Raw genomic sequence first — 24279 nt, 5'->3', positions numbered from 1 at the left:
CGAAGCAATCCAGAGTTCCGCCCCCCACCCCTGGATTGCTTCGCTTCGCTCGCAATGACGGAGGAACGACCGATGTTTTCGTCGGGCAGTCGCGAATGCGGCCCGGTTGATCGCCACATCCACCGCCGTCATCCCCGCGAAGGCGGGGATCCGGGACGCCGCGGCGGTGCGGTCGACCGCGGCCGCCGCGGCGTACGGGATCGCCCGGTTGAACCGGGGATGACAGCGGTGGGGCGGATGGTCCGCTGGACCGGCCCGGGTCAGCCGTTGCGACCCAAGTCTCGTAACCGATGCCCCCTGACCCATGCTCCGTAACGCCGCCGTAACCCGCAGCCGTGACCATCACTGCGGCAACAACCGGTTTCGCAACAAGGTCAAAACCATTATGGTGCCGGACCATGTTGCCGCAAGGCGGTTCCGATTTCGAATTCAATCAACGGGTTATGGCCTGGTGACGCAGGTCAGGAGAGCGGTTTGACGCGCTATGTTTCGACCCGCGGGGAAGCCCCCGCGCTCACCTTCTGCGATGTGATGCTGACCGGGCTCGCCCGTGACGGCGGCCTGTACGTGCCCGAGACCTGGCCGCAGCTGACGCCCGCGACGATCGCGTCGTTTTTCGGCCGGCCCTATTGGGAGGTCGCCGTCGAGGTCATCAAGCCGTTCGTCGCCGGCGAGATTTCCGACGAAGAGCTCGGCCGCATGGCCAACGAGGCCTATGCGACGTTCCGTCACCCCGCCGTGGTGCCGCTCGACCAGATCGCGCCGCATCAGTTCGTGCTGGAGCTGTTCCACGGCCCGACCTTGGCGTTCAAGGACGTGGCGATGCAGCTGATCTCGCGGCTGATGGACCACGTGCTGGCCAAGCGCGGCGAGCGCACCACGATCGTCGTGGCGACATCAGGCGATACGGGTGGCGCGGCGGTCGAGGCCTTCGCCGGCCGCGACAATGCCGACCTCATCGTGCTGTTCCCGCATGGCCGCATCTCCGAGGTGCAGCGGCGGATGATGACGACGTCGGGCGCGGCCAACGTCCATGCGCTGGCGATCGAAGGTCATTTCGATGACTGCCAGGCGATCGTGAAGGGCCTGTTCAACCATCACGGCTTCCGCGATTCGGTCAGGCTGTCGGGCGTCAACTCGATCAACTGGGCGCGCGTCGTCGCCCAGGTGGTCTACTACTTCACCTCGGCGGTCGCGATCGGGGCACCCCACCGCGCCGTCGACTTCACCGTGCCCACCGGCAATTTCGGCGACGTCTTCGCCGGCTATGTCGCCAAGCGCATGGGCCTGCCGGTGCGCACGTTGCGCGTCGCGACCAACGTCAACGACATCCTCGCCCGGACGCTGACGACCGGCATCTACGAGGTGCGCGAAGTGCATGCGACGGCTTCGCCCTCGATGGACATCCAGGTGTCGTCGAATTTCGAGCGGCTGTTGTTCGAAGCCGGCGGCCGCGACGCCGGCACCGTGCGGCGGCTGATGGACAGCCTCAAGCAGTCCGGCCGCTTCGTGCTGCCGGATGCCATGCTGGCGGCGATCCGCGCCGATTTCGACGCCGGCCGCGCCGACGAGACCGAAACCGCGGCCGCGATCCGCGCCGCCTTCCGCGAGGCCGGCGATCTCGTCGATCCGCACACGGCGGTAGCGCTGGCGGTGGCCGATCGCGACGGCACCGATCTGTCGGTGCCGAACATCGTTCTGTCGACCGCGCATCCCGCCAAATTCCCCGATGCGGTCGAGGCCGCCTGCGGGATGCGGCCGCATTTGCCGGTGTGGCTCGAAGGGCTGATGAGCAGGCGCGAGGACATCAGGATCATGCGGAACGACCAGGCCGAGGTGGAGAAGTTCATCCGCTCGGTCAGCCGGGCCGCCAAGCAGGGAATTGCATGATGGGCGTGGAAGTCACCAAGCTGCCGACGGGGTTGACGGTCGTCACCGACACGATGCCGCATCTGGAGACGGCGGCGCTCGGGGTCTGGGCCGGCGTCGGCGGCCGCGACGAGAAGCCGGACGAGCACGGCATCTCGCATCTGCTCGAGCACATGGCGTTCAAGGGCACGACCACGCGCAGCGCCCGCGAGATCGTCGAGACCGTCGAGGCGGTCGGCGGCGATCTCAATGCCGGCACCTCGACCGAGACCACGGCCTATTACGCCCGCGTGCTGAAGGCCGACGTGCCGATGGCGCTCGACGTGCTCTCCGACATTCTCGCCAATCCGTCCTTCGTGCCGGAGGAGCTGGAGCGCGAGAAGAACGTGATCGTGCAGGAGATCGGCGCGGCGCAGGACACGCCCGACGACGTCGTGTTCGAGCATCTCAACGAGCTCTGCTTCCCGGACCAGCCGATGGGCCGCTCGCTGCTCGGCACCGCCAAGACGCTGGAGGCGTTCGATCGCGACAAGCTGCACGGCTATCTGTCGACGCATTATCGCGGGCCGGACATGGTGGTCGCCGCGGCCGGCGCCGTCGATCATCAGCGCGTGGTCGAAGACGTGACGAAACGATTTGCCAGCTTCAATGGCGGGCCGGCGCCGAAGCCGCTGCCGGCGGCATTCGGCAAGGGCGGCTCACGCGTCGTGCATCGCGATCTCGAGCAGGCGCATCTGACGCTCGCGCTCGAAGGCGTGCCGCAGGCCGACCCGTCGCTGTTCTCGCTGCAGGTGTTCACCAACATCCTCGGCGGCGGCATGTCGTCCCGGCTGTTCCAGGAGGTGCGCGAGAACCGGGGGCTCTGCTACTCCGTCTACACGTTCCACGCGCCCTATAGCGACACGGGATTCTTCGGCCTCTACACCGGGACCGATCCGGCCGACGCGCCCGAGATGATGGAGGTCGTGGTCGACATCATCGGCAACGCGGTGGAGACCTTGAGCGAGGCCGAGGTCGCCCGCGCCAAGGCGCAGATGAAGGCCGGGCTGTTGATGGCGCTCGAGAGCTGCAGTGCCCGTGCCGAGCAATTGGCGCGGCATATCCTGGCCTATGGCCGGCCGCAGACGTTGCAGGAGATGGTCGCCAAGATCGAGGCGGTCAGCGTCGAGAGCACGCGCGATGCGGCGCGGGCGCTGCTCGCACGCAGCAAGCCGGCGGTCGTCGCGCTCGGCACCGGCAGGGGTCTGGACACGGCGGTCACTTTCGCCGAAGGTCTGACCGGTTCGAGATCGAAAGCCCAACTGCACTGAACGTGGTGCGGCTCGGTGCCGTCCGCGCATTGCAATCCGCCAGCGCTCGGCATCGGAGCTCTGGGGTAGGTCGGAGCAGGCTTCGACCCGGAAAGAGCAGGGGGAGCATCACAGATGGCCCTGTTTCGCTTGCCATCCAACGGACCGGCTGCGCTGGCTCCGCGCGGCCAGGGCCTGCTGTTGCGCGCGCCGCAGATGGCCGATTATGCGCAATGGGCGCGGCTGCGCGAGATCAGCCGCGACTATCTCACGCCCTGGGAGCCGATCTGGCCATCCGATGACCTGACGCGCTCCGGCTTCCGCCGCCGGCTGCGCCGCTATGCCGAGGACATCTCGGCCGACCGCTCCTATCCGTTCATCGTCTTTCGCGAGCAGGACGGCGCCATGCTCGGCGGCATCACGCTCGCCAATGTCCGCCGCGGCATCGTTCAGGCCGGCACCATCGGCTATTGGATGGGGCAGCCGTTCGCACATCATGGCTATATGACGGCGGCGCTGCGGCTGCTGCTGCCGACCCTGTTCGGCGAGCTCAATCTGCACCGGGTCGAGGCGGCCTGCATCCCGACCAATACGCCGTCGATTCGCGTGCTGGAGAAATGCGGCTTCACCCGCGAGGGCCTGGCGCGTCGCTACCTCTGCATCAACGGGGTCTGGCAGGACCATTACCTCTACGGCCTGTTGCACGAGGATTTCCGGGGGTAGCAATCGTGATCGGGATCGCCGCGGGAGTGGCCGATCGGGGCTGGTTCCGGCCTCTGAAATGGGTATAGACGCCTGGGCTGGGCGACCGAGTTGCCGGGGATATCAGACGATGCGAGAGACGAGCGTGATCAGGGCTGGAACGTTGGCAGCCGTGCTGCTGGCCTTGGGAGCCGCCGGCGCGGCGCCGCCGGCAGCCGCCCAATCGCTGACCGACCGCTTCAAGAGCCTGTTCGGCGGCGGTTCCGACAACAAGGGGCAGGAGAACCTGCCCGCCAGCGGCGGACCGCCGGTCGATCCGACCGAGGGCCTGACCTGTCCGCCGGTCAACATTCGCGCCGGCGCCTCGACCTACGCCGTGGCCGCGCCCGGCAAGCAGGCCGTCGGCAACGACGTCCGGTTCCAGGCGTCGATCACCAAGACCGCGCGCGAATGCAGTCTCAACGGGGCCGAAATCACCGCCAAGATCGGCATCCAGGGCCGCATCGTTGCCGGCCCCGCGGGCGCGCCGGCGAGCGTCGACATTCCGATGCGCATCGCCGTGGTCCAGGGCGGCATCGGCGAGAAGGTGATCGCCACCAAGTCGTATCGCACCACGGTGCAGATGACCGAGGACGGCAGCGTGCCGTTCACGATCGTCGCGGAGGACATGGTCTATCCGGTGCCGCCGCCCGGCGCCAATGCCGACAATTACGTCTTCTACATCGGCTTCGACCCGCAGGCGCTGACCCCGGAGCGGCCGCACGGCAAGAAGCGGCGGTGACGATTGCCGTGGCGCGAGGCGCTCGCCGCAGAGCGTGAACAGCAAAAGGCCGGTGCGATGGGATCGCACCGGCCTTTTGAAGTTGATGGATGGAGACGGACTGCCGCTCAGTTCAGCTTGCGGCCGACTTCCGCGATGCCTTTGGCGACGAGGTCTTCGCCAAGAGCGCCCTTGACCGACTGCGACAGCACGGTCGCGGCGGCCTGGACGGCGGCCTCCGCCGCAGCGGACCTGACGTCGGCGAGAGCCTGGGCCTCGGCGAGGGCGATCTTGCCCTCGGCGGCCTTGGTGCGACGGGCGACGAAGTCTTCCATCTTGGCCTTGGCCTCCGCCGCGATGCGCTCGGCTTCCGCCTTCGCGCTGGTGACGATCTCCTCGGCCTCGCGTTCGGCGCTGGCGCGGCGGGACTTGTAATCGGCGAGCACTTTGGCCGCCTCTTCCTTGAGCCGCTTGGCCTCCGCCAGCTCGGATCTGATGCGCTCGGAGCGATTGTCGAGCGCCTTCAGGACCGTGCGATGGACACCGAGATAGGCGAACAGGCCCATCAGGATCACGAAGGCAATCGCAACCCAGGTTTCCGGATCAGCGAGCAAATGCATCAGGCTGTTCCCTTCAACGATGCATCGACCGCAGCCTCGACCGTCTTGGCCGCGGGGGCCTTGCCGGTGAGCTGCTTCACGATCGCGCTGGCTGCGTCTGCGGCGATGCCGCGGACATTGCTCATTGCGGTCGTGCGCGTGGTGGCGATGGACTTCTCAGCCGCCGCGAGCTTGGCCGCGAGGCTGTCTTCCAGCGCCTTGCGCTCGGCGTCCGAAGAAGCCGCGAGCTTCTCGCGGGTCTCCGCTCCGATCGCCTGGGCACGGGCACGAGCCGTCGCCAGCTCGCTCTCATACGCCTTCATCGCGGCTTCGGATTCATCCTTCAGCCGCTGCGCTTCAGCCAGATCGCCGTCGATCGACTTCTGGCGGGCGTCGATGACGGCCCCGACCTTCGGCAGCGCCACACGCGAAACGATCACATACAGCGCCACGAAGGCGATCACCAGGGAGACGATCTGGGAGGGAAAGGTTTCCTTCTGGAAGGGAGGGAAACCATGCCCGCCATCGGCCTCAGTATGGGCGCTTGCGGTGCCCTTGGCCTCGCCGCCCTTGGCCTCGCCATGACTTTCAGCCACGGGCTTCTCCTGTCCGGCTCAGGCCGTCTTAGACGGCGTACAGCAGGAGCAGGGCGATCAGCAGCGAGAAGATGCCGAGCGCTTCGGTCACCGCGAAGCCGAAAATCAGGTTGCCGAACTGGCCCTGAGCGGCCGACGGATTGCGCAGAGCGGCCGACAGGTAGTTGCCGAAGATGATGCCGATGCCGGCACCCGCGCCACCCATGCCGATGCAGGCAATGCCCGCGCCAATGTACTTCGCTGCAACCGGATCCATGAAACGAACTCCTTTGAGGGGTTTGGTAGAGAGGGCCGGATCAGTGGCCCGGATGGATAGCATCGTTGAGATAGATGCAGGTGAGGATCGTGAAGACGTAGGCCTGGAGGAACGCGACCATCAGCTCGAGGCCGGTCAGCGCGACCGTGAGGCCGAGCGGCAGCAGCGCGCCGACCTTGCCGACGAAGCCGAGCGCGCCGAGCATGGTCACGAAGCTCGCGAACACCTTCAGGGTGACGTGGCCGGCCAGCATGTTGGCGAACAGACGGACGCTGTGCGAGATCGGGCGGGAGAAGAAAGAGATGATTTCGATCACGACCACCAGCGGCAGGATCACCGCGGGGATGCCGGACGGCACGAACAGCTTAAAGAACTTCAGGCCGTTCTTGTAGAAGCCGTAGATGATGACCGTCAGGAACACCAAGAGCGCCAGCGAGAAGGTGACGATGATGTGGCTGGAGACGGTGAAGGTGTAGGGGATGATGCCGACGATGTTCGAGACGAAGATGAACATGAACAGCGAGAACACCAGCGGGAAGAACGTCATGCCGTGCGGGCCGGCGCTGGTTCTGATGGTGTTGGCGACGAATTCGTAGGACAGCTCGACCACCGACTGGAACCGGCCCGGCACGAGCGCGCGCCCGGCGGCCATCATCATGACGGCGATCAGCACGACCGCGAGCAGCATGTACGCGGACGAGTTGGTGAAGGTGATCTCCTGATTGCCGATATGGCCGATCGTGAAGATCTTGTTGAGGTGGAATTGATGGATCGGATCGATCATCCGCGTGGCGTCTCATTGTTCACCGGCCACGCCGGCGCTTTGCAATTCACTCGTTGGTCTTCCGCGCCGAGGTCTTCCGCGCATGCCTCACTGGCGGGGCCTGTCGGGAGCTATGCCTGCGGATCTCACCACGTTCAACACGCCGGCGGCGAAGCCGAGCAGGAAAAACACGATGAATCCGAAGGGCGATGTCGACAGCAAGCGGTCGAAGCCCCATCCAAGCACCGCGCCGACGAGGACACCGGCAATCAACTCGGACGACAGTCGCAGGCCACGCGCCATGGCCGAAGCCCTGGCTGCAGTGTCACCGCTGCCGATTCCAGGTTGATCAGTCCCGATCGAGCGGCCGTCGCGAATTTCGGACAACCGTTGGTCGAGACTTCCGAGCCTTGCGGAAAGCGCAACCTCATCGGGCGACTTGTCGCGATCCTTGTGTCCGCTGCTCTCGTTCGTGTCATCCGCCATGTGCCATCCGCCACGTGTGGAGACCCGACCCGGCCGCGAGTTTCAGGAATTAGCGCCCCATCGCCCTTTAAAGCCGGGCGGACCATACTGACCGCATCCCCCCAAGTCAAGATTGCGTGTTGAACTGTTAGATGCCTGAATTTACGCGTTTTCTCGGCTTTTTCGTCAGATCGGTCGCGCGTGTCACCGCGCCGCATCAACAGTGTTGTGTGCGGCTGCGATCTTGCACCTGTCAGTGCCCTCTGATCCGATGTCGCTGACCTCCAACCGGCACGGGAACCCGCATGTCGCGCCAGATCGATTACTATTTCTCGCTGCAGTCGCCATGGGCCTATATCGGCCACCGGCTGTTCCGCGACATCGCCGCGAGCCACGGCGCGACCGTCAACCTCAAACCGGTCATGCTGGTGGATCTGTTCGCCGAGACCGGCGGGCTTCCGCTGGCCAAGCGCCATCCGGCGCGGCAGCGCTATCGCATCGTCGAGCTGAAGCGGTGGCGCGACAAGCGCGGTCTCGATTTCCACATCCAGCCGAGCAACTGGCCCTTCAACGCCCGGCTCGCCGACGGCGTCGTCATCGCGGCGCAGCAGGCCGGCCTCGATCCCGAGCCCTATCTGCAGCGCGCCTTCCCGGCCATCTGGGAGCAGCAGCTCAATCTTGCGGATGCCGAGGTGATCGCCGGCTTGGCCGATGCAGCCGGGCTGCCGGGCCGCGATCTCGTGGCGCAGGCGGCGACGGACGTGGTCGGGGCGGCCTACGAGCAGAACCGGCAGGACGCGATCGGGGCCGACGTGTTCGGCTCGCCGGCCTATGTGCTGGACGGCGAGATCTTCTGGGGGCAGGACCGCCTCGAGCTGCTGGCGGACGCGTTGAAATCCGGTCGCTCCGCCTATACGTCCGAAGCATAGGTGCGGCCTGTGGCAGGGGATCGCACCTGAGGCAACGTCATGGCCGCGACACAATGTCGGCGTGCATGGCGGCGGTTGCGAATGCGCCTTGGAGAGCCAGCCATGAGTCTCACGAAGCCGTACCGGCCGTCCCTCCTCGCGCTGCTGGCGTTGAGCTGCCTGGGCGGAGAGGCGTTTGCGGTCGAGGACACCGCGCCTGACGGCGACAAGGGACGCTATACGATGTCGACGACATCGGACGGCGTGATCCGGCTCGATACCAAGACCGGTGCGGTCTCGATGTGCAACAACAGCAGTGGATCGGGCTTTGCTTGTTACGCGGTGCCTGATGAGCGCGCCGCGCTGGACGCCGAGATCGGCCGTCTGCAGGCGGAGAATGAAAAGCTCAAGGGCCAGCTCGCGTCGCGCGATCAGAGCATCTCCGGCAAGATTGATGAGCCGCTGCCGAAAGATCAGGCGCTGCCCAAGTCCGATCAGTTGAGGAAAGCCGAACCCAGGACGGGGGACAAGCCGGGTGAATCGAAATCCTCCGATGGAACGCGCAAGCTCGAGATCCCGCTGCCCAGCGACCAGGACATGGACCGCATGATGGGGTTCCTCGAGCAGGCCTGGCGCCGGCTGCTCGACATGGCAACACGGGTGCAGAAGGACGTCTCGGGCAGGATCTGAGACCGCTTCGAGGAGGCTGTATCCATGTCGGCACGATCGGCCTCGCGCACGGCACTTTCGGTCGTCGCGATCGATACGGTGGCGACGTCGATCCTGACGGCGCAGACTTCGGGCCGCGGCTTCACCGATCTCACGCGCGAGGTCGAGGCGTTTCTGCGTGAAGTATCCGCCAGGGAAGGCGCGGTGACCCTGTTCGTTCGCCACACCTCGGCGTCGCTGACGATCCAGGAGAATGCCGATCCCACCGTGCTGCACGATCTCACCACGGCGCTGGCGCGGCTGGCGCCGGAGGATGCCGGCTGGATGCATGACACCGAGGGGCCGGACGACATGCCGGCACACGTCAAGACCATGCTGAGCGCGGTCTCGCTGCAGGTGCCGGTGCAGGACGGACGCATGATGCTCGGCACCTGGCAGGCGCTCTATCTGATCGAGCATCGTGCGCGTCCGCATCGGCGCGAGGTGGTATTGCAGTTCATCGGCGCGGCCTGAGGCCATAAAGAGAAAACCCGCGGGTCTGAAATGCGGAACGGCCGCGGAGTGATCCGCGGCCGCTCGTCGTTGGAAGCAGATGCGAGCGGGGGTGCCGCTCGCCTCGTGATCACTTCGCCTGGATGTCGACGTCCTTGGTTTCCGGCAGGAACAGGAAGCCGACCACCGCAGTGATCACGGCGAAGAAGATCGGGTACCACAGGCCGGCATAGATATCGCCGGTCGAGGCCACGATCGCGAAGGCGGTTGCGGGCAGGAGGCCGCCGAACCAGCCGTTGCCGATGTGATACGGCAGCGACATCGAGGTGTAGCGGATCTTGGTCGGGAACAGCTCGACCAGCATCGCGGCGATCGGGCCGTACACCATGGTGACGAAGATCACCAGGATGAACAGCAGACCGATGATGGCAGCCACCTGCGGACGGAAGATGTCGAACGGATGCGCCATCTTGACGATGCCGGCATCACCCGCCTTCGGATAGCCGGCCTCGCCGATCGCGGCCGTCAGCGCCGGGTTGCTGGTCTTCGCGTCGGTGTAGGGCACTTCCTTGCCGTTGAAGGTGACCTTCACGCCGGAGCCGGCCGGGCCATAAACGGTCGAGTACCTGACCGAGGACTGGGCCAGGAAGGCGCGGGCGGTGTCGCAAGGCGCGGTGAAGACGCGGGTGCCGACCGGGTTGAACAGATCGCCGCAGCCGGCGGGATCAGCCACCACTTCCACCTTCGTCGCCTCGATCGCCTTCTCCAGCGCCGGGTTGGCGTTGGTGGTGATCATCTTGAAGATCGGGAAGAAGGTCAGTGCCGCGATCAGGCAGCCGCCCATGATGATCGGCTTGCGGCCGATCTTGTCGGACAGCATGCCGAACACGATGAAGAAGCCGGTGCCGAGCAGCAGCGACCAGGCGATCAGCAGGTTGGCGGTGTAGCCGTCGACCTTCAGGATCGATTGCAGGAAGAACAGCGCGTAGAACTGGCCGGTGTACCAGACCACGCCCTGGCCCATCGTGGCGCCGATCAGCGCCAGCAACACGATCTTGGCGTTGCCCCAGTTCGCGAACGCTTCCGTCAGCGGCGCCTTCGAGCTCTTGCCCTCGTCCTTCATCTTCTGGAACACGGGCGATTCGTTCAGGCGCAGACGGATCCAGACGGAGACGCCGAGCAGCAGCACGGAGACCAGGAACGGAATGCGCCAGCCCCATTTGGCGAAGTCGGCCTCGCCGATGATGGTGCGGGTGAACAGGATGACCAGCAGCGACAGGAACAGGCCCATCGTCGCCGTCGTCTGGATGAAGGAGGTGTAGTAGCCGCGCTTGCCCATCGGGGCGTGCTCGGCGACATAGGTCGCGGCGCCGCCATACTCGCCGCCGAGCGCGAGGCCCTGCAGCAGGCGCAGGCCGATCAGGATCACCGGTGCCGCGAAGCCGATGGTCTCGGCGTTCGGCAGCAGGCCGACGATGAAGGTCGACAGGCCCATGATCAGGATCGTGACCAGGAAGGTGTATTTGCGGCCGACGATGTCGCCGATGCGGCCGAACACGATCGCGCCGAACGGGCGGACCAGGAAGCCGGCGGCGAACGCGAGCAGTGCGAAAATGTCGCGGGTGGCTGCCGGATAGCCGCTGAAGAACTGCGCGCCGATGATCGAGGCCAGCGACCCGTAAAGATAGAAGTCGTACCACTCGAAGACGGTGCCGAGAGAGGAGGCCAGAATGACGAAGCGTTCGTCCTTCGTCATGCCTCCCGATCTCGCTTGTGTGGCTACCATTGTTGACATCGGCATTCGCTCCCCATGATTGTTGTGATGATGGCTTTCGCCTCCGCATGCCGGACTTGGACGGCGCAGGTCGCGGAGACCTTGCTCTTCAGTAACATTGCAGTGAAACCCGCCCCAATACGACTTTCGGCTCTGCCCTCTGCGGCGCGCGGGAAAGATGGGGACATTGCGGCGGATCAAGTTCGGTGAGCGGCCGTCGCGCTACCGATGTTGCGTTGCACAAGGTTCGGATTAACCGCCTTCCCTGCAAGTGGAATTGGACGCTTGCATGCAACCGGTGGCCGGGCGAGTATTTCCGGAAAACCGGGCGCGTGCAGTTGCAGCATGTCGTCGGTCTCGCAAGGTCAAGTCTGGATTCATGGCGGCTGCCAGCACCCATCTCGTCATTGCCGATGATCACCCGCTGTTCCGCAACGCTTTGCGGCAGGCGGTCGCGAGCGTGCTCGCGGAGGCGGTGGTCGACGAGGCCGGTTCGTTCGAGGACCTCACCGCGCTGCTGGAAAAGGATTCCGAGGTCGATCTCGTACTTCTCGACCTCACCATGCCCGGCATCTCCGGCTTCTCGGGCCTGATCTATCTGCGCGCGCAATATCCGGCGATCCCGGTCGTCATCGTGTCGGCGAGCGACGATGGCGCGACAATCCGCCGCTCGCTCGATTTCGGCGCCTCCGGCTTCATCCCGAAGCGGTTCGGCGTCGACACGCTGCGCGATGCCATCAAGAAGGTGATGGACGGCGACGTCTGGGTGCCGCCCGACACGGACTTGGCGGCCGGCGCCGATCCGGAGATGACCAGGCTGCGCGACCGTCTGGTGACGCTGACCCCGCAGCAGGTGCGGGTGCTGATGATGCTGTCGCAGGGGCTGCTCAACAAGCAGATCGCCTACGAGCTCGGTGTCTCCGAGGCGACCATCAAGGCGCATGTGTCGGCCATCCTGCAGAAGCTCGGTGTCGAGAGCCGGACGCAGGCGGTGATTGCGGCGGCGAAGATCGCGGGCAGCGCCTGGCGGCAGGACGCGCCAACGGGGAAGTAAGCGACGGGAAAATCTGGATGAGTCGTCATTCCGGGTTCGGCTCTGCGAGCCGCCCCGGAATGACGATACCCCGCAGCTATCTGCCGGAGTCACCATTGGCCGGCGCTTGATGACGTCTTGCAGTGTATGTGGACAGCGTCCATTCCGCACGCCTTCTGCTCCACTCGCGACACACCTTCACGGCCTCGCGACGCATCGCGCGTCCGAGCTTTGCTCATTGTCCGCCCTCTCGAAGACAGAGGGCGCAGGGAAGGCCGGGCGCTGGCCGCGCCCGTGGCCCGCCTGCAGAAAAAAGCAGGCGGCAGTCACCACAGGTCTGGCCGAACACACCCGGCCCTCCCTGCGCGATGGTTTTGACGGCTGCTCCGTGCTCTCCCCGGGGACCGGCGTTCTTGCCCCCGTCATCCGCAACATCGTCGCTACGGACTTGGCATCAGCACCGGGATGCCAGGACCACACGGCTTGACCGTGCGCGCCGGATCGTTCGTCCGCAGGACCAAGCCCGCTGCGACCCGACGCGCCCACCGCATCCCGCACCCCACGTTCGTGACGATCGCGAAGCGCCCCTCATGACGAGCACGGGACGACTCAAGGGGTAGCACGATTTCTGGAAAAAAGAAAGTCTGTATCTAGGGGGACGCAGAGCAAAGTGCGCAAGCTCCGCTTAGGCCCATCTCCGTGCAAGTCTCCCCAAAGCCACGGTAAGATTCCGCAGGTGTGCCAAGGCGCCCTGCCGCGAGGTTTGCGACGTTGAGTTTTGTTGGACTGTTACCGAGGCCTTCCAGTCTTGTGGAGCAAGTGACGCCTTGTTGGTCCGTACATCAATCCGGTCGGCTAGACCTGATCTTTGAGATCGAGTGTAGCAATCTTCTCCCTCACTTCGTCGCTAAGATAATTGGGATTGACCGTTCGCAGATATCGAAGTGCTTCTACGTCATTGGCCTTGTACTCAAGGCGTCGCTTGTAAAATGTTAGGCGACCTTCGGATTCCGAGATTATCTGACCCCAGGTCTTTACCCAAACTCGAACCTTCGGCTCGTCATACTCGGCCAACCCGGCGTAGCCGGCGGCGTCGAACAGCTCGACCCACCGATCCCACGAGCCGGGCTTCAGCCACAGGCCGTGGATGAAGATGATCGCGCGCCTTTGCGAGGCGTTGGCTGCCACGATCGCATCATCGCATGTGTGGGTCGACATGATCGGCGCCCTTCTGCTGCGTTGGATCAGTTGCGCGGCGGCGTGGCGGCGGACTGCCCGTTGAGGAAGGCGTCGATCGCAGCGACCGTCGCGGCCGGCTGCTCCTCCATCAGCCAATGGCCGGAGCCGGGGATGACCTGCTCCTGCACGTTGGACGCGCCGGCCCGTGCCACCACCGCCATGGTCGGGCCGAAGGACGCCGCGCCACCGATCGCCAGCACCGGCATCGTCAGCTTGCCATGCGCCGCGAGCCAGGCGCGGTTGTCGATCGCGTCCTGATCGAAGGCGGCGAACTGGCTGAAGCCCGCATGCATCCGCCCCGGGCCGGCATAGAGCTGCGCGTAATGGACGCGCGCGGCCTCCGGGAAGTGGGCAGGGTTAGCCGAGAACTCGTTCCAGAAGCGGTCGAGATAGATGCGCTCGCGCCCCTCCACCAGGCGCTCCATGTCGGGGCCGCCGAAGCGGAAGTGCCACAGCAGCGGGTTCTTCAGGATCTCCTCCCACGGGCCGATGCCCGGCACCGGCGCATCCATCAGCACCAGCTTGGTCACGCGGTCGGCGTGCCGTGCCGCCAGCGCGTAGGCGACCATGTTGCCGATGTCGTGCGCCACGACCTCGGCGGTGCGGGCGCCCAGCGCGTCCATGACGCCGGTGATGTCCTCGGCCTGGTTGGCCTTCTCAAAACCTTTGTCGGCGCGGGCGGACAGGCCGAGCCCGCGCAGGTCGGGCACGATGACCGTGTGGTTCTGCGAAAGCTTGGCGGCGAGCGGCACCCACATGTCGCCGGTGTCGCCATAGCCGTGCAGCAGCACCACCGCGGGTCCAGTGCCGCCGACGCGGACGTGGAGCGTGGTGCCGTTGGTCGGGATCTCCTGGGTGCGGAAGGTCTTGGGGAAATTCCCGGGCGCCTCGGTCGCGTCGGCGAGGGCGGCGCTGGTCAGGACGGTGAGCGCGGTGGCGGCAAAGGCGGTTCGTTGCAGCAGGCGGGGAAGGGTCATGGCGATCTCCTCAGTGGCCGTGTTGATGCACGCGAAGCTAGACGAGCGAGGTCCGCGGTATTAGAGGGTGGCCACGCCAAGGATTTTTGATCGGGACGCAAAGATGGTATTGGCCAGCGCGGACCGTGCGCGGGAGCTCGAAGTGTTCTGCGCCGTCGCCGGCAGCGGCAGCTTCTCGGCCGCCGGTCGCAGTCTCGGGCTGACGCCATCGGCTGTGAGCCGGACGCTCGACCGCATCGAGGCGCGGCTTGGCGCACGGCTGCTGTTGCGAAGCACGCGGGCGCTGACGCTGACCGCCGAGGGGCAGTCCTATCTCGCGGCCGCCCGTCGCATTCTCGCCGACCTCGACGAGGCCGAGCAGGCGATCGCAGACCAGGGCGCGCCGCGCGGGCGCATCCGGGTCAGCGCCGCCCTCTCGCACGGCCGCGTCTGCATCGTCCCTCTGCTCGGCGAGTTCGTGCGGCGCTATCCGAACATCCTGGTCGACATCAATCTCAGCGACGGCCTCGTCGACGTGGCGGCGGGGCAGGCGGATGTGGCGATTCGCGGCGGTCCGCTGCCCGACAGCGCGCTCACCGCGCGCCGCCTCGGCGACAACGGCCGCACCATCGTCGCCTCGCCCGACTACCTGGCGCGCTGGGGCGTGCCGGAGGCGCCGGAAGACCTCCACAACCACAATTGCCTGAACTTCAGCTTTCGCCGCGCCGAACCGGTGTGGCCGTTCCGCCGCGGTGGCGTCGACTATGCGCTGAAGGTGCGCGGCGCCGTCGAAGCCAACAGCGGCGACACGCTCAGCCAGCTCGCGCTCGATGGCGTCGGCATCGCCCGCGTCGGCGATTTCAGCCTCGGCAACGCGATCGCAGAGGGGCGGCTGGTGCCGCTGCTCGAAGCGTTCAATCCCGGCGACAGGGAAGTCTTTCACGCCGTCTTCGTCGGCGGCGCCAACACGCCCGCGCGTGTTCGGGTGTTCGTGGACTATCTGGTCGAGCGGATGGGGGACAGTCCCGGCAAGGCAGCAATGCGGCGAGGGTCGTGACTTGGCAGCCGCCCTTACTCCGCCGCCACCATCTGCTGAATCCGCCACTGTCCCAACAACGCCCGCAGCGATGCCGGCTTCAGCGGCTTGTTGAGCACGGCGATGTTGTCGTCGCGGGCGGCGGCGCGGACGTGGGGGCTGCGGTCGGCGGTGATCAGGATCGCGGGCAGCGCCTCGTTGAAGCGGCGGCGGATGTCGCGGATGGCAGCGATGCCGTTGCCGCGGTCGAGATGGTAGTCGACGAGCAGGCCGGTGACGGCGCCGTCGCGCGCCGCGATCGCCTCCATCGCGGACTCCGGATCAGGGACGGCGATCACCTCGGCGTCCCACGCCGTCAGCAGGGTCTTCATGCCGTCGAGGATCGCCGGATCGTTCTCGATGCAGACGATCAGGGCGCCCGCAATCGGCGTCGTCGCCAGCGGGGTCGCGGTGGTGACGGCGGCGGTGTGGTTGATCGCCTTGGCGATCGGGACGGTGACCGAGAACACCGAGCCGCCGCTGCGGTTCGAGGCGAGCGCAATGCCGTGGTTCAGCACGCGCGCGATGCGCTCGACGATCGACAGCCCCAGGCCGAGGCCGCGCGCGATCCGCGCGCCCTGCTCGAGGCGGTGGAATTCCTTGAAGATCTCGCCGCGCTTGACCGGGGGGATGCCGACGCCGGTGTCGTAGACGCCGATCTGCAGCGACTGGCCGTGGCGGCGGCAGCCGACCAGCACGCGGCCCTTGGGGGTGTACTTGATGGCGTTGGAGATGAAGTTCTGCAGCAGCCGGCGCAGCAGCAGACGGTCGGACTCGACCGGCAGCGACGACGGCACGAACACCAGCTCCAGACCCTTGGCGCGCGCGGCGGGCGCGAACTCGATCTCCAGCGAGCGCATCAGGTCGGCCATCTTGAAGCTCGAGACCTGCGGCGTCATCGCGCCGGCATCGAGCCGGGAGATGTCGAGCAGCGCGCCGAGAATCTCCTCGATCGCCTCGAGCGAGTCGTCGATGTTCTCGACCAGGCGCGAATCCTCGCCGGCCGTCTGCCGCTCGACGAGGCTCGTCACGTAGAGCCGCGCCGCGTTCAGCGGCTGCAGGATGTCGTGGCTGGCCGCCGCAAGGAAGCGCGTCTTGGAGATGTTGGCGTCCTCGGCGGCGCTCTTCGCCAGCGCCAGCTCCGAGTTCAGCCGCGTCAGCTCCTCGGTGCGGTCGCGGACGCGCTTCTCCAGCGTCGCATTGGCGCGCTCCAGTGCCTCGGCGGCTTCGAACGAGGGCGTGACGTCGGTGAAGGTGATGACGAGGCCGCCATCCGGCATGCGGTTGGTGCGGACCTCGATCACCATGTGGCGGTCGGCGAGGCGTTCCAGATAGGGCTCGCCTTCGGTGGTGTAGGCGGCGAGCCGCCGCGCCAGCAGCGCCTCGCCGTCCTCATAGGTGGGCGCGCCGATCGTGCCCATGAATTCGAGGATTTCCTTCAGCGGACTGCCGATCTGCACCAGATCCGGCGGCAGCCCGAGCAGGTCGACGAACTGGCCGTTGGAGCAGATCAGTTGCAGGTCGGCGTCGAACACCGCGATGCCCTGGCGCACATGATTCAGCGCGGTCTGCAGGATCTCGCGGTTGAAATGCAGCGCGGCGTGGGAATCGTCGAGCAGCTTGAGCGCGGCCTTGGCGGACACCGTGCGCTTGCGCAACAGCAGCGACATCACGAGGCGCGACGACGCCGCGCCGATCGACGAGGCGATCAGGTGCTCGGCATGGCGCAGCAGCTCGAAATCGGCCGGCGCGGCCGGATCGAGCGGGAGGTTGCGCTGGGCGGCGAACGCCTCGAACGAGGCGCGGGCGCGGTCGGGACCGAGATATTGGCCGACCGTGCTCTGGATGTCCTGCACCGTCACGGTCGAGCGCCAGCGCCGGAAGCTCGGCGCACTCGGCGTCAGCTCGGCCGGCACGAAGATGTCGGCCTGCAACAGCTCGATCGACGACGGCTGCCGCGCCAGCGACAGCACGACGTAGGTCAAGAGATTGAGCGACAGGCTCCACAGCACGCCGTGCAGCAGCGGCGGCAAATCGGTGCCGAGCAGCGCCTGCGGCCGCAGCGGCTCGAAGCCGAACGGACCGTGCTGCAGGAACAGGATGCCGGCGGTGGAGGTGTCGAGGAAGCTCGGGATGAACAGCGTGTAGAGCCAGACGGCGAAGCCGACCAGCATGCCGCCCATCGCGCCGCGCGCGGTCGCGCGCCGCCAGAACAGACCGCCGAAGAAGCTCGGTGCGAGCTGCGCGATGGCGGCGAACGACAACAGGCCGATCGCGGCGAGCTGGGTGTTGCCGAGCGCGCGGTAGTAGAAATAGGCCATCACCATGATGGCGAAGATCGCGATGCGGCGGGTGCCGAGCAGGAAGCCGGCGAAGTCGCGGCCGATCTCGCGCTGCTCCTGGCGCTGCAGCACCAGGGGCACGACGATGTCGTTGCACACCATGATCGACAGCGCCACGCATTCGACGATCACCATCGCGGTCGCCGCCGACAGGCCGCCGACGAAGACCAGGATCGACAGCCATTGCGAATTGGCTTCGATCGGCAGCGCCAGCACGTACATGTCGCTGTCGACGGCGCCGAACGGGAAGGTGATGAGGCCTGCGAGAGCGATCGGGATCACGAACAGATTGATCGCGATCAGATAGAGCGGAAACAGCCAGCGCGCACGCGACACCTCGGCATCGTCGGCGTTCTCGACCACGCTGACATGGAACTGGCGCGGCAGCAGCATCGCGGCGCAGAACGACAGCAGGGTCATGGTGAGGAAATTGCCGATGCCCGGCACATATTCCAGCGCGCGCTCGGCCTCCGGCGATTTCATGGCCCGCTCGATCAGCTCGACCGGCGAGAACATCCAGAAGGTGACGAAGGCGCCGGCGGCGATGAAGGCGACCAGCTTGATGATCGACTCGGTCGCGACCGCCAGCATCAGGCCGTGCTGGTGCTCGGTGGCGTCGGTCTGCCGCGTGCCGAACAGCACCGCGAAGACAGCCATCGCCAGGGTGACCATCAGCGCCATGTCGCCGACGAAGGGGATGTGGGCGAAGGCGCGGTCGTCGATCAGGATGGTCTGCAGCGACGAGGCGACGGCCTTGAGCTGCAGCGCGATGTAAGGCACCGAGCCGATGATCGCGATCAGCGCCACGGTGGCCGCCACCGCCTGGCTCTTGCCGTAGCGGGCGCCGATCAGGTCGGCAACGGAGGTGATGTTCTGCGACTTGGCGAGCCGGATCACCCGGCGCAGCAGCGGCGTGCAGGCGCCGACCATCAGGATCGGCCCGAGATAGATCGCGAGGAAGTCGACGCTGGTGCGGGAGGCAAAGCCGACCGATCCGAAGAAGGTCCAGGACGTGCAGTAGATCGCCAGCGACAGCGGGTAGATCAGCCCGGCCAGCCGACCGCGGCTCTCTGCCGGCCGCCGTTCGCCGGCCCGGTTGCCGCGGCTGGCGACCAGGAACAGGAACCCGATATAGCCGAACGCGGCCAGGATCACGCCCCAGTCGTGCAGCATCTCCTACGCGTCTCCGACGTCTTCCTCGAAGGCTCCGGGCTGATCCCGTTGTCCGGGAAATCTAGCCCGTTGCTGGAGGCAGGGCGATAGCGATCTTGCCGAGAGAGCGCGGAGCTGGAGTCATCGTTAGCGCGGGAGACCCCGCAGTCTCCGCCGTCGTTCCGGAGCGCCCGCAGGGCGAGCCCGGAATCCATGTCGCCTGATGCTGTGCTGCCCGATGGATTCCGGGCTCGTGCTCCGCACGCCCCGGAATGACGGAGAGGGTGTTGCTCGGTCAGCTGGGCGGCAAGCGGGGCAAACGGGCCACCACGTTCTCCGCCGTCATTCCGGGGCGCCCGCAGGGCGGGCCCGGAATCCATGTCGCCTCATGCCGTGCTGCCCGATGGATTCCGGGCTCGTGCTTCGCACGCCCCGGAATGACGGAGAGAGCGATGCTACTCCGCCGCCAGCGGCTTCTTGTGCAGCGCCAGGCCGAGCCGTTCCCAGACCTGCAGCAGGGCTTCCGCCAGGCGGTCGATCAGGCCGTCGTCGTGGTAGGGCGAGGGCGTGATACGCAGGCGCTCGGTGCCCTTGGCGACCGTCGGGTAGTTGATCGGCTGGATGTAGATGCCGTGCTCTTCCAGCAGGAGATCGGAGGCCTGCTTGCACTTCTCGGGATCGCCGACGAACAGCGGCACGATGTGGGTGTCGTTGGTCATCACCGGCAGGCCGGCGGCGTTGAGGACCGCCTTCACCCGCGCGGCGCGGTCCTGGTGGCGCTCGCGCTCCCAGCTCGACGATTTCAGGTGCTTGATCGCAGCCGTGGCGGCCGAGCAGATCGGCGGCGGCAGCGCGGTCGTGAAGATGAAGCCCGGCGCGTACGAGCGAACCGCGTCGATGATCTCGCCCTTCGCGGCGATGTAGCCGCCGAGGCAGCCGAACGCCTTCGCCAGCGTGCCTTCGAGAATGTCGATGCGGTGCATGACGCCATCGCGCTCGGCGATGCCGCCGCCGCGCGGGCCGTACATGCCGACCGCGTGCACCTCGTCGACATAGGTCATCGCATTGTAGCGCTCGGCGAGATCGCAGATCGCCGCCAGCGGCGCGACGTCGCCGTCCATCGAATACAGGCTCTCGCAGGCGATCAGCTTCGGCCTGTTAGGACCGGCGGCGATCAGGAGCTGTTCGAGATGGGCGAGATCGTTGTGGCGCCAGATCTGGCGCTCGCAGCCGGACTGGCGCACGCCCTCGATCATCGAATTGTGGTTCAGCGCATCCGACAGGATCAGGCAGTCGGGAATCAGCTTGGCGAGCGTGGCGATGCCGGTCTGGTTCGACACGTAGCCGGAGGTGAACAGCAGCGCCGCTTCCTTGCCGTGGAGGTCGGCGAGCTCGGCCTCGAGCTGCACCAGGGGATGATGGGTTCCGGCGATGTTGCGGGTGCCGCCGGCGCCGGTGCCGACGCGGGTTGCGGTCTCGACCATCGCGCCGACCACCTTCGGGTGCTGGCCCATGCCGAGATAGTCGTTGGAGCACCAGATCACGACATTGCGCGGTCCGCTCGGCGAGTGCCAGGTCGCGTGCGGGAACCGGCCGGCGATGCGTTCGAGATCGGCGAAGACTCGGTAGCGACGCTCATCATGCAGGCGACCGAGGGCGGCACTGAAGTACTGGCTGTAGTCCATCACGAAACCCGAACTGGCGCGCTGCAGTGCAGCACCTGGAGCGAAAACCTCGCGGCATGCGTGGCGTGAGGTCTTCTTAGAGCGTTTCCAGAGCGGCTGTCGAGCCGGAATCCCAAGGCAGGAATTGGGCGATTTGTCCAAGGGGGCAGTGATCTCGGCCGAACGGCGCCGGGATTGCGGCGACGCGGCGGCGTCGCGGCCCCGCAGCCTCAGGTGGTGCGATAATGCAGCACGCCGTCGACGTCCTGGCTGGTCAGGCGGCCCTCGACCAGCATGTAGTTGACATGGGCGATCAGCTCGCCGGCGGCGAAGCCCATCTGGTGCGGGTCGAGCACGTGCTTGTGGAACACGACCGGCACGAGCTGCGCCGAGGTCTTCGGCTCGTCGCGGCAGGCGTCCGCGATCATCCGGCAGCGCTCCTCGTGGTGGTCGGCGAGCTGCTTGATGCGCGTCTTCAGCCCGTAGAACGGCACGCCATGGCCTGGCAGCACCAGCACGTCATAGGGCAGGGTGGTGGTGAGGCTCGCCAGCGAGGCCAGATATTCGCCGAGCGAGTTCTGGTCCGGCTCGACCGCCCAGACGCTGACATTGGGCGAGATCTTGCTCAGCACCTGGTCGGCGGACAGGAACAGCTTGTCGGCGGCGCAATACAGCATGACCTGGTCGAGCGCGTGCCCGCCGCCGGTGATGACCTTGAAGCGCCGGCTGCCGATCTGGATCTCGTCGCCGTGGGAGATGCGGCGGTAGGAGGCCGGCAGCACCGAGACGCGCTGCAGATATTCCTGGCCGCGGCCGAGCAGCTTGTCGGTCAGGGTCTCGTCCATGCCGTGACGGCGGAAGAACAGCCGCTGGGCATTGCGGCGCTCCTCGGTGCCGCGGTTCTGGTGATAGACCGACTGCAGGTACTCGACCTGCGACATCACCAGCGGGCAGTTGAAGCGCTCGACGATCCAGCCGGCGAGTCCGACATGGTCGGGATGTGAATGCGTCACGATCAGCCGGCTGATCTTGACGTGCTTCAGCGGGCCATCGAGCAGCCGCGTCCAGGCGGCGATCGACTCCTCGTTGCCGAAGCCGGAGTCCACCGCGACCCAGCCATCGCCATCGGCGAGCAGATAGATGTTCACATGGTTGAGGCGGAACGGCAGCTTCAGCCGCAGCCACAGCACGCCGGGCGCGACCTCGACGACCTGGTCCTCGCCGGGATGCTGCTCCCAGGGATAGCGCAGGGCTTCGGCGGAGGAGGTGGCGGTGTCGGTCTTGGTCATGCCTCATCGATTAACGGCCGCCGCGGACGAGCGCCAGCCGAAAAACACATGGCTGCTTGGCATTCCGGGGTACGGAAGGTGCTTCGGGTCGCGCCAGCATGACCTGCCTCGACGCCTTCTGCTTCGCCACGCCCCCGTCATTCCGGGGCGAGGCCGCAGGCCTCGAACCCGGAATGACCGGCGAGTAGCAACTACGCCGCTCGGATGTTGGTCAGGAACGCATCGACCTCGGCGCGCAGGGTGTCGGCCTCGCGCCGCAGCGCTTCGGAGGCACTGAGCACCTCGTTGGCGGAGGTGCCGGCCTGGGCCGAGGCGCTGGAGACGCCTGTGATGTTGTTGGAGACCTCGGTGGTGCCGGAGGCCGCCTGCTGGATGTTGCGGGCGATCTCGTGCGTCGCGGTGCCCTGCTGCTCCACGGCGGCGGCAATCGCGGTGGTGACGTTGTCGATCTCGGCGATGGTCTCGCCGATGTTGCGGATCGCCGACACCGCCGACGAGGCGACCTGCTGCATGCCTGCGATCTGGGTGCGGATCTCGTCGGTGGCCTTGGCGGTCTGGCTCGCCAGGCTCTTCACCTCCTGCGCGACCACCGCGAAGCCGCGGCCGGCCTCGCCGGCGCGCGCCGCCTCGATGGTGGCGTTGAGCGCGAGCAGGTTGGTCTGCGAGGCGATCGCCTGGATCAGGTCGACGACGACGCTGACGCGGCTCGCGTTGTCGGCGAGTCCCTGCATCGTCGAATCGGTGGCGCCGGCTTCCTCGACCGCCTTCTTGGCGATCTGGGCCGAGGTCACGACCTGGCGGCTGATCTCCGCGATCGACGACGACAATTGCTCGGTGCCGGCCGACACGGTCTGGACGTTGACCGAGGTCTCCTCGGCAGCCGCCGCGACCGCATTGACCAGCGAGTTGGACTGGTCGGCGGTCTGTGACATGCTCTGCGCGGTCGCCTGCATGGCCGTGGCGGAGTTCTGCAGCGTGCCGAGGGCGCTGCGCACCGTCGCCTCGAACGTGGCGATCTGGGCCTCCATGCGCGCGGCGCGCTCGGCCTTGGCGGCATTCTCGCGGTCCTGCTCGGCGGCCAGGGTGCGGGCACGGACCATGTTCTCGCGGAACACCTGCAGGGTGTCGACCATCGTGCCGATCTCGTCGCGCTGCTTCGAGGCCGCAATCTCGGTGTCGAGATCGCCGCTCGACAGCGTCTGCATCGCCTGCTGCAGCCGCTTGATCCGGCGCAGGATGTTGCCGCCGACATAGAGCCAGACGAACAGCACCGAGCCGAGCAGCGTGGCTGCGCCGGCACCGGCCATGCCGAGCGTTGCCAGCTCGATGTCACGGCCCGCCGTGCCGGTGGTGCTTTCGGTCGACTTGCGCACGCCTTCGACGAGCTGCTGCACGCTGATGTCGAGACCGACATTGAGCTTGCGCGTCTCCTCCAGCACGGTCTGCCCGTAGTCGTTGGCGTCGAGCTCCTTCTCGCGCGTCTTGAACACGCGGGCCTTGCCCTCGCCGAGCGCGGCGAGCTTCAGCGCGGCATCGTGGATTGCCTTGGTGCTGCGGCCGGTCGGCAGCAATTCGAGATTGGATTTGAGCTGCGCCACCGCCTCCTTGAACTGCCGCTCGATCGTCTCCAGCGTGTCGCTGTCGTTGGCCGATAGCGCGGCAGCCATCTGCGCCACCAGCAGGTTGCCGGACGCGATCACATTGCCGAGCTGCTCGACGAACCGTGCGGCTGCCGTTGCGTCGTCTGCCGACACCTCGGCTGCGCCGAGCACGGCGTTGAGCTGCGTCTGGGCATCCAGCATCGGCTCGTTGGCGGCGGCAGTGAAGTCCGCCTGCGCCTTGCGCAACGCGTCATACTGCTTGTTGTGCAGGGCCGCCACTTCGAGCCGCTCGCGTGCGGCCGACACCAGGCTCTGATTGGCCTCGTTGATGTTCTTGATGGTCTCGGCGAGCGGAGCCACCACGCTCTTCGCGGCGCCGAGCGCGCTGATCTCGCTCAGGCGCTCCTGCGTGGTCTTCTGGATCTCCTGCATCTTCTTCAGGCGCTCGTTGAGCGCGTCCTCGCTCTGGGACTGCAGCAGCGCCGGGCCGAGGCTGGCCAGGCCGGAGCTCTGCGCCAGCAGCTGCAGGCTCGAGGTCAGGCGCGGAATCTCGCGGCCCGAGAGTTCGACCATGGTGCCGCCGACGTGTCGCAGCATCAGTCCCGCAGCGACGCTGATCGCGATCGCCATGCCCGCGATCACTGCGAAGGCTGCGAACAGGCTGCCGCGGACGCCCCATCTGGGTCGCAGGACTCCGAGCACCCTGCTGAAGCTGAACCGAATCGCCATCTCTGGTGTCCCCCGATATGCACTACTTGGAGCTGTTGCTTGCAGGCAGTATCGCGG

Annotated in this window: 21 protein-coding genes; 9 read left to right on the top strand and 12 right to left on the bottom strand. The window is 66.6% G+C overall.

Features of this window, described 5'->3' with window-relative positions:
- Positions 1-474 precede the first annotated feature (474 nt).
- The 4 genes from thrC to QW887_RS23195 all read left to right on the top strand — a co-directional run bounded on the left by thrC (position 475) and on the right by QW887_RS23195 (position 4641).
- On the top strand, positions 475-1890 hold the full coding sequence (gene thrC / locus QW887_RS23210) for a threonine synthase (protein WP_315717913.1): 1416 nt from the start codon (positions 475-477) through the stop codon (positions 1888-1890).
- Positions 1890-3179 (top strand): pitrilysin family protein, encoded by a 1290-nt coding sequence (locus tag QW887_RS23205; RefSeq protein ID WP_315751523.1) that lies wholly within the window; start codon positions 1890-1892, stop codon positions 3177-3179. Before thrC ends, QW887_RS23205 begins: the two co-directional genes overlap by 1 nt.
- Before the next feature lie 114 nt (positions 3180-3293).
- Positions 3294-3881 carry a GNAT family protein gene (locus tag QW887_RS23200; RefSeq protein WP_315717912.1) on the top strand — a complete coding sequence of 196 codons (588 nt, stop codon included), beginning with the start codon at positions 3294-3296 and terminating at the stop codon, positions 3879-3881.
- Between the two features lie 142 nt (positions 3882-4023).
- Entirely contained in the window at positions 4024-4641 is a 618-nt protein-coding gene (locus tag QW887_RS23195) for a hypothetical protein (RefSeq protein WP_316165809.1), read from the top strand.
- A gap of 107 nt (positions 4642-4748) precedes the next feature.
- On the opposite strand, the gene QW887_RS23190 is transcribed toward QW887_RS23195, so the two are convergent.
- The 5 genes from QW887_RS23190 to QW887_RS23170 form a co-directional block, all read right to left on the bottom strand.
- On the bottom strand, positions 4749-5240 hold the full coding sequence (locus QW887_RS23190) for an ATP F0F1 synthase subunit B (protein ID WP_315717911.1): 492 nt from the start codon (positions 5238-5240) through the stop codon (positions 4749-4751).
- On the bottom strand, positions 5240-5815 hold the full coding sequence (locus tag QW887_RS23185; RefSeq protein WP_315717910.1) for a F0F1 ATP synthase subunit B': 576 nt from the start codon (positions 5813-5815) through the stop codon (positions 5240-5242). The genes QW887_RS23190 and QW887_RS23185 overlap by 1 nt, the downstream gene beginning before the upstream one ends.
- Before the next feature lie 28 nt (positions 5816-5843).
- Positions 5844-6071, bottom strand: coding sequence for a F0F1 ATP synthase subunit C (locus tag QW887_RS23180; RefSeq protein ID WP_006615622.1), 228 nt, complete (start codon positions 6069-6071; stop codon positions 5844-5846).
- Positions 6072-6111: 40 nt separating this feature from the next.
- On the bottom strand, positions 6112-6855 hold the full coding sequence (locus QW887_RS23175) for a F0F1 ATP synthase subunit A (protein ID WP_316187859.1): 744 nt from the start codon (positions 6853-6855) through the stop codon (positions 6112-6114).
- A gap of 87 nt (positions 6856-6942) precedes the next feature.
- On the bottom strand, positions 6943-7320 hold the full coding sequence (locus QW887_RS23170) for an AtpZ/AtpI family protein (protein ID WP_315717908.1): 378 nt from the start codon (positions 7318-7320) through the stop codon (positions 6943-6945).
- Between the two features lie 284 nt (positions 7321-7604).
- On the opposite strand from QW887_RS23170, the gene QW887_RS23165 reads away from it, so the two are divergent.
- From QW887_RS23165 to QW887_RS23155, 3 genes are all read left to right on the top strand, one after another.
- The gene (locus QW887_RS23165) at positions 7605-8228 is read left to right on the top strand and encodes a 2-hydroxychromene-2-carboxylate isomerase (protein ID WP_316195045.1); all 624 of its coding nucleotides are present in this window, start codon (positions 7605-7607) and stop codon (positions 8226-8228) included.
- Positions 8229-8330: 102 nt separating this feature from the next.
- On the top strand, positions 8331-8897 hold the full coding sequence (locus QW887_RS23160; protein ID WP_315828027.1) for a hypothetical protein: 567 nt from the start codon (positions 8331-8333) through the stop codon (positions 8895-8897).
- A gap of 24 nt (positions 8898-8921) precedes the next feature.
- The gene (locus tag QW887_RS23155) at positions 8922-9389 is read left to right on the top strand and encodes a secondary thiamine-phosphate synthase enzyme YjbQ (protein ID WP_315717905.1); all 468 of its coding nucleotides are present in this window, start codon (positions 8922-8924) and stop codon (positions 9387-9389) included.
- Positions 9390-9498: 109 nt separating this feature from the next.
- On the opposite strand, the gene QW887_RS23150 is transcribed toward QW887_RS23155, so the two are convergent.
- Positions 9499-11169, bottom strand: coding sequence for an MFS transporter (locus QW887_RS23150; protein ID WP_316165574.1), 1671 nt, complete (start codon positions 11167-11169; stop codon positions 9499-9501).
- A gap of 352 nt (positions 11170-11521) precedes the next feature.
- On the opposite strand from QW887_RS23150, the gene QW887_RS23145 reads away from it, so the two are divergent.
- A complete protein-coding gene (locus QW887_RS23145) occupies positions 11522-12196 on the top strand; it encodes a response regulator transcription factor (protein WP_315717903.1) in 675 nt (224 codons plus the stop codon).
- Between the two features lie 834 nt (positions 12197-13030).
- On the opposite strand, the gene QW887_RS23140 is transcribed toward QW887_RS23145, so the two are convergent.
- Together QW887_RS23140 and QW887_RS23135 are read right to left on the bottom strand one after the other, a co-directional pair.
- Positions 13031-13393 carry a hypothetical protein gene (locus tag QW887_RS23140; protein ID WP_315827991.1) on the bottom strand — a complete coding sequence of 121 codons (363 nt, stop codon included), beginning with the start codon at positions 13391-13393 and terminating at the stop codon, positions 13031-13033.
- A 26-nt stretch (positions 13394-13419) separates the two neighbouring features.
- A complete protein-coding gene (locus QW887_RS23135; protein ID WP_316195043.1) occupies positions 13420-14391 on the bottom strand; it encodes an alpha/beta hydrolase in 972 nt (323 codons plus the stop codon).
- A 103-nt stretch (positions 14392-14494) separates the two neighbouring features.
- Between QW887_RS23135 and QW887_RS23130 the strand changes: the two genes are divergently transcribed.
- The gene (locus tag QW887_RS23130) at positions 14495-15427 is read left to right on the top strand and encodes a LysR substrate-binding domain-containing protein (RefSeq protein WP_316195041.1); all 933 of its coding nucleotides are present in this window, start codon (positions 14495-14497) and stop codon (positions 15425-15427) included.
- Positions 15428-15441: 14 nt separating this feature from the next.
- Here the strand turns inward: QW887_RS23130 and QW887_RS23125 are convergent, their stop codons facing one another.
- From QW887_RS23125 to QW887_RS23110, 4 genes are all read right to left on the bottom strand, one after another.
- Positions 15442-18960 carry a PAS domain-containing hybrid sensor histidine kinase/response regulator gene (locus tag QW887_RS23125; RefSeq protein ID WP_316195038.1) on the bottom strand — a complete coding sequence of 1173 codons (3519 nt, stop codon included), beginning with the start codon at positions 18958-18960 and terminating at the stop codon, positions 15442-15444.
- 434 nt (positions 18961-19394) lie between these two features.
- Entirely contained in the window at positions 19395-20624 is a 1230-nt protein-coding gene (gene hemA / locus QW887_RS23120; RefSeq protein ID WP_315717898.1) for a 5-aminolevulinate synthase, read from the bottom strand.
- A 209-nt stretch (positions 20625-20833) separates the two neighbouring features.
- Positions 20834-21892 carry an MBL fold metallo-hydrolase gene (locus QW887_RS23115; protein ID WP_316195036.1) on the bottom strand — a complete coding sequence of 353 codons (1059 nt, stop codon included), beginning with the start codon at positions 21890-21892 and terminating at the stop codon, positions 20834-20836.
- A gap of 191 nt (positions 21893-22083) precedes the next feature.
- A complete protein-coding gene (locus tag QW887_RS23110) occupies positions 22084-24222 on the bottom strand; it encodes a methyl-accepting chemotaxis protein (protein ID WP_316175655.1) in 2139 nt (712 codons plus the stop codon).
- Positions 24223-24279 lie beyond the last annotated feature (57 nt).

The sequence above is a fragment of the Bradyrhizobium sp. SZCCHNRI3052 genome, from assembly GCF_032484895.1.
In the GTDB taxonomy this organism is placed as follows: Bacteria; Pseudomonadota; Alphaproteobacteria; order Rhizobiales; family Xanthobacteraceae; genus Bradyrhizobium.
Note: the sequence above shows the minus strand (reverse complement) of the source record. Positions and strands in the feature narration are given on the sequence as shown.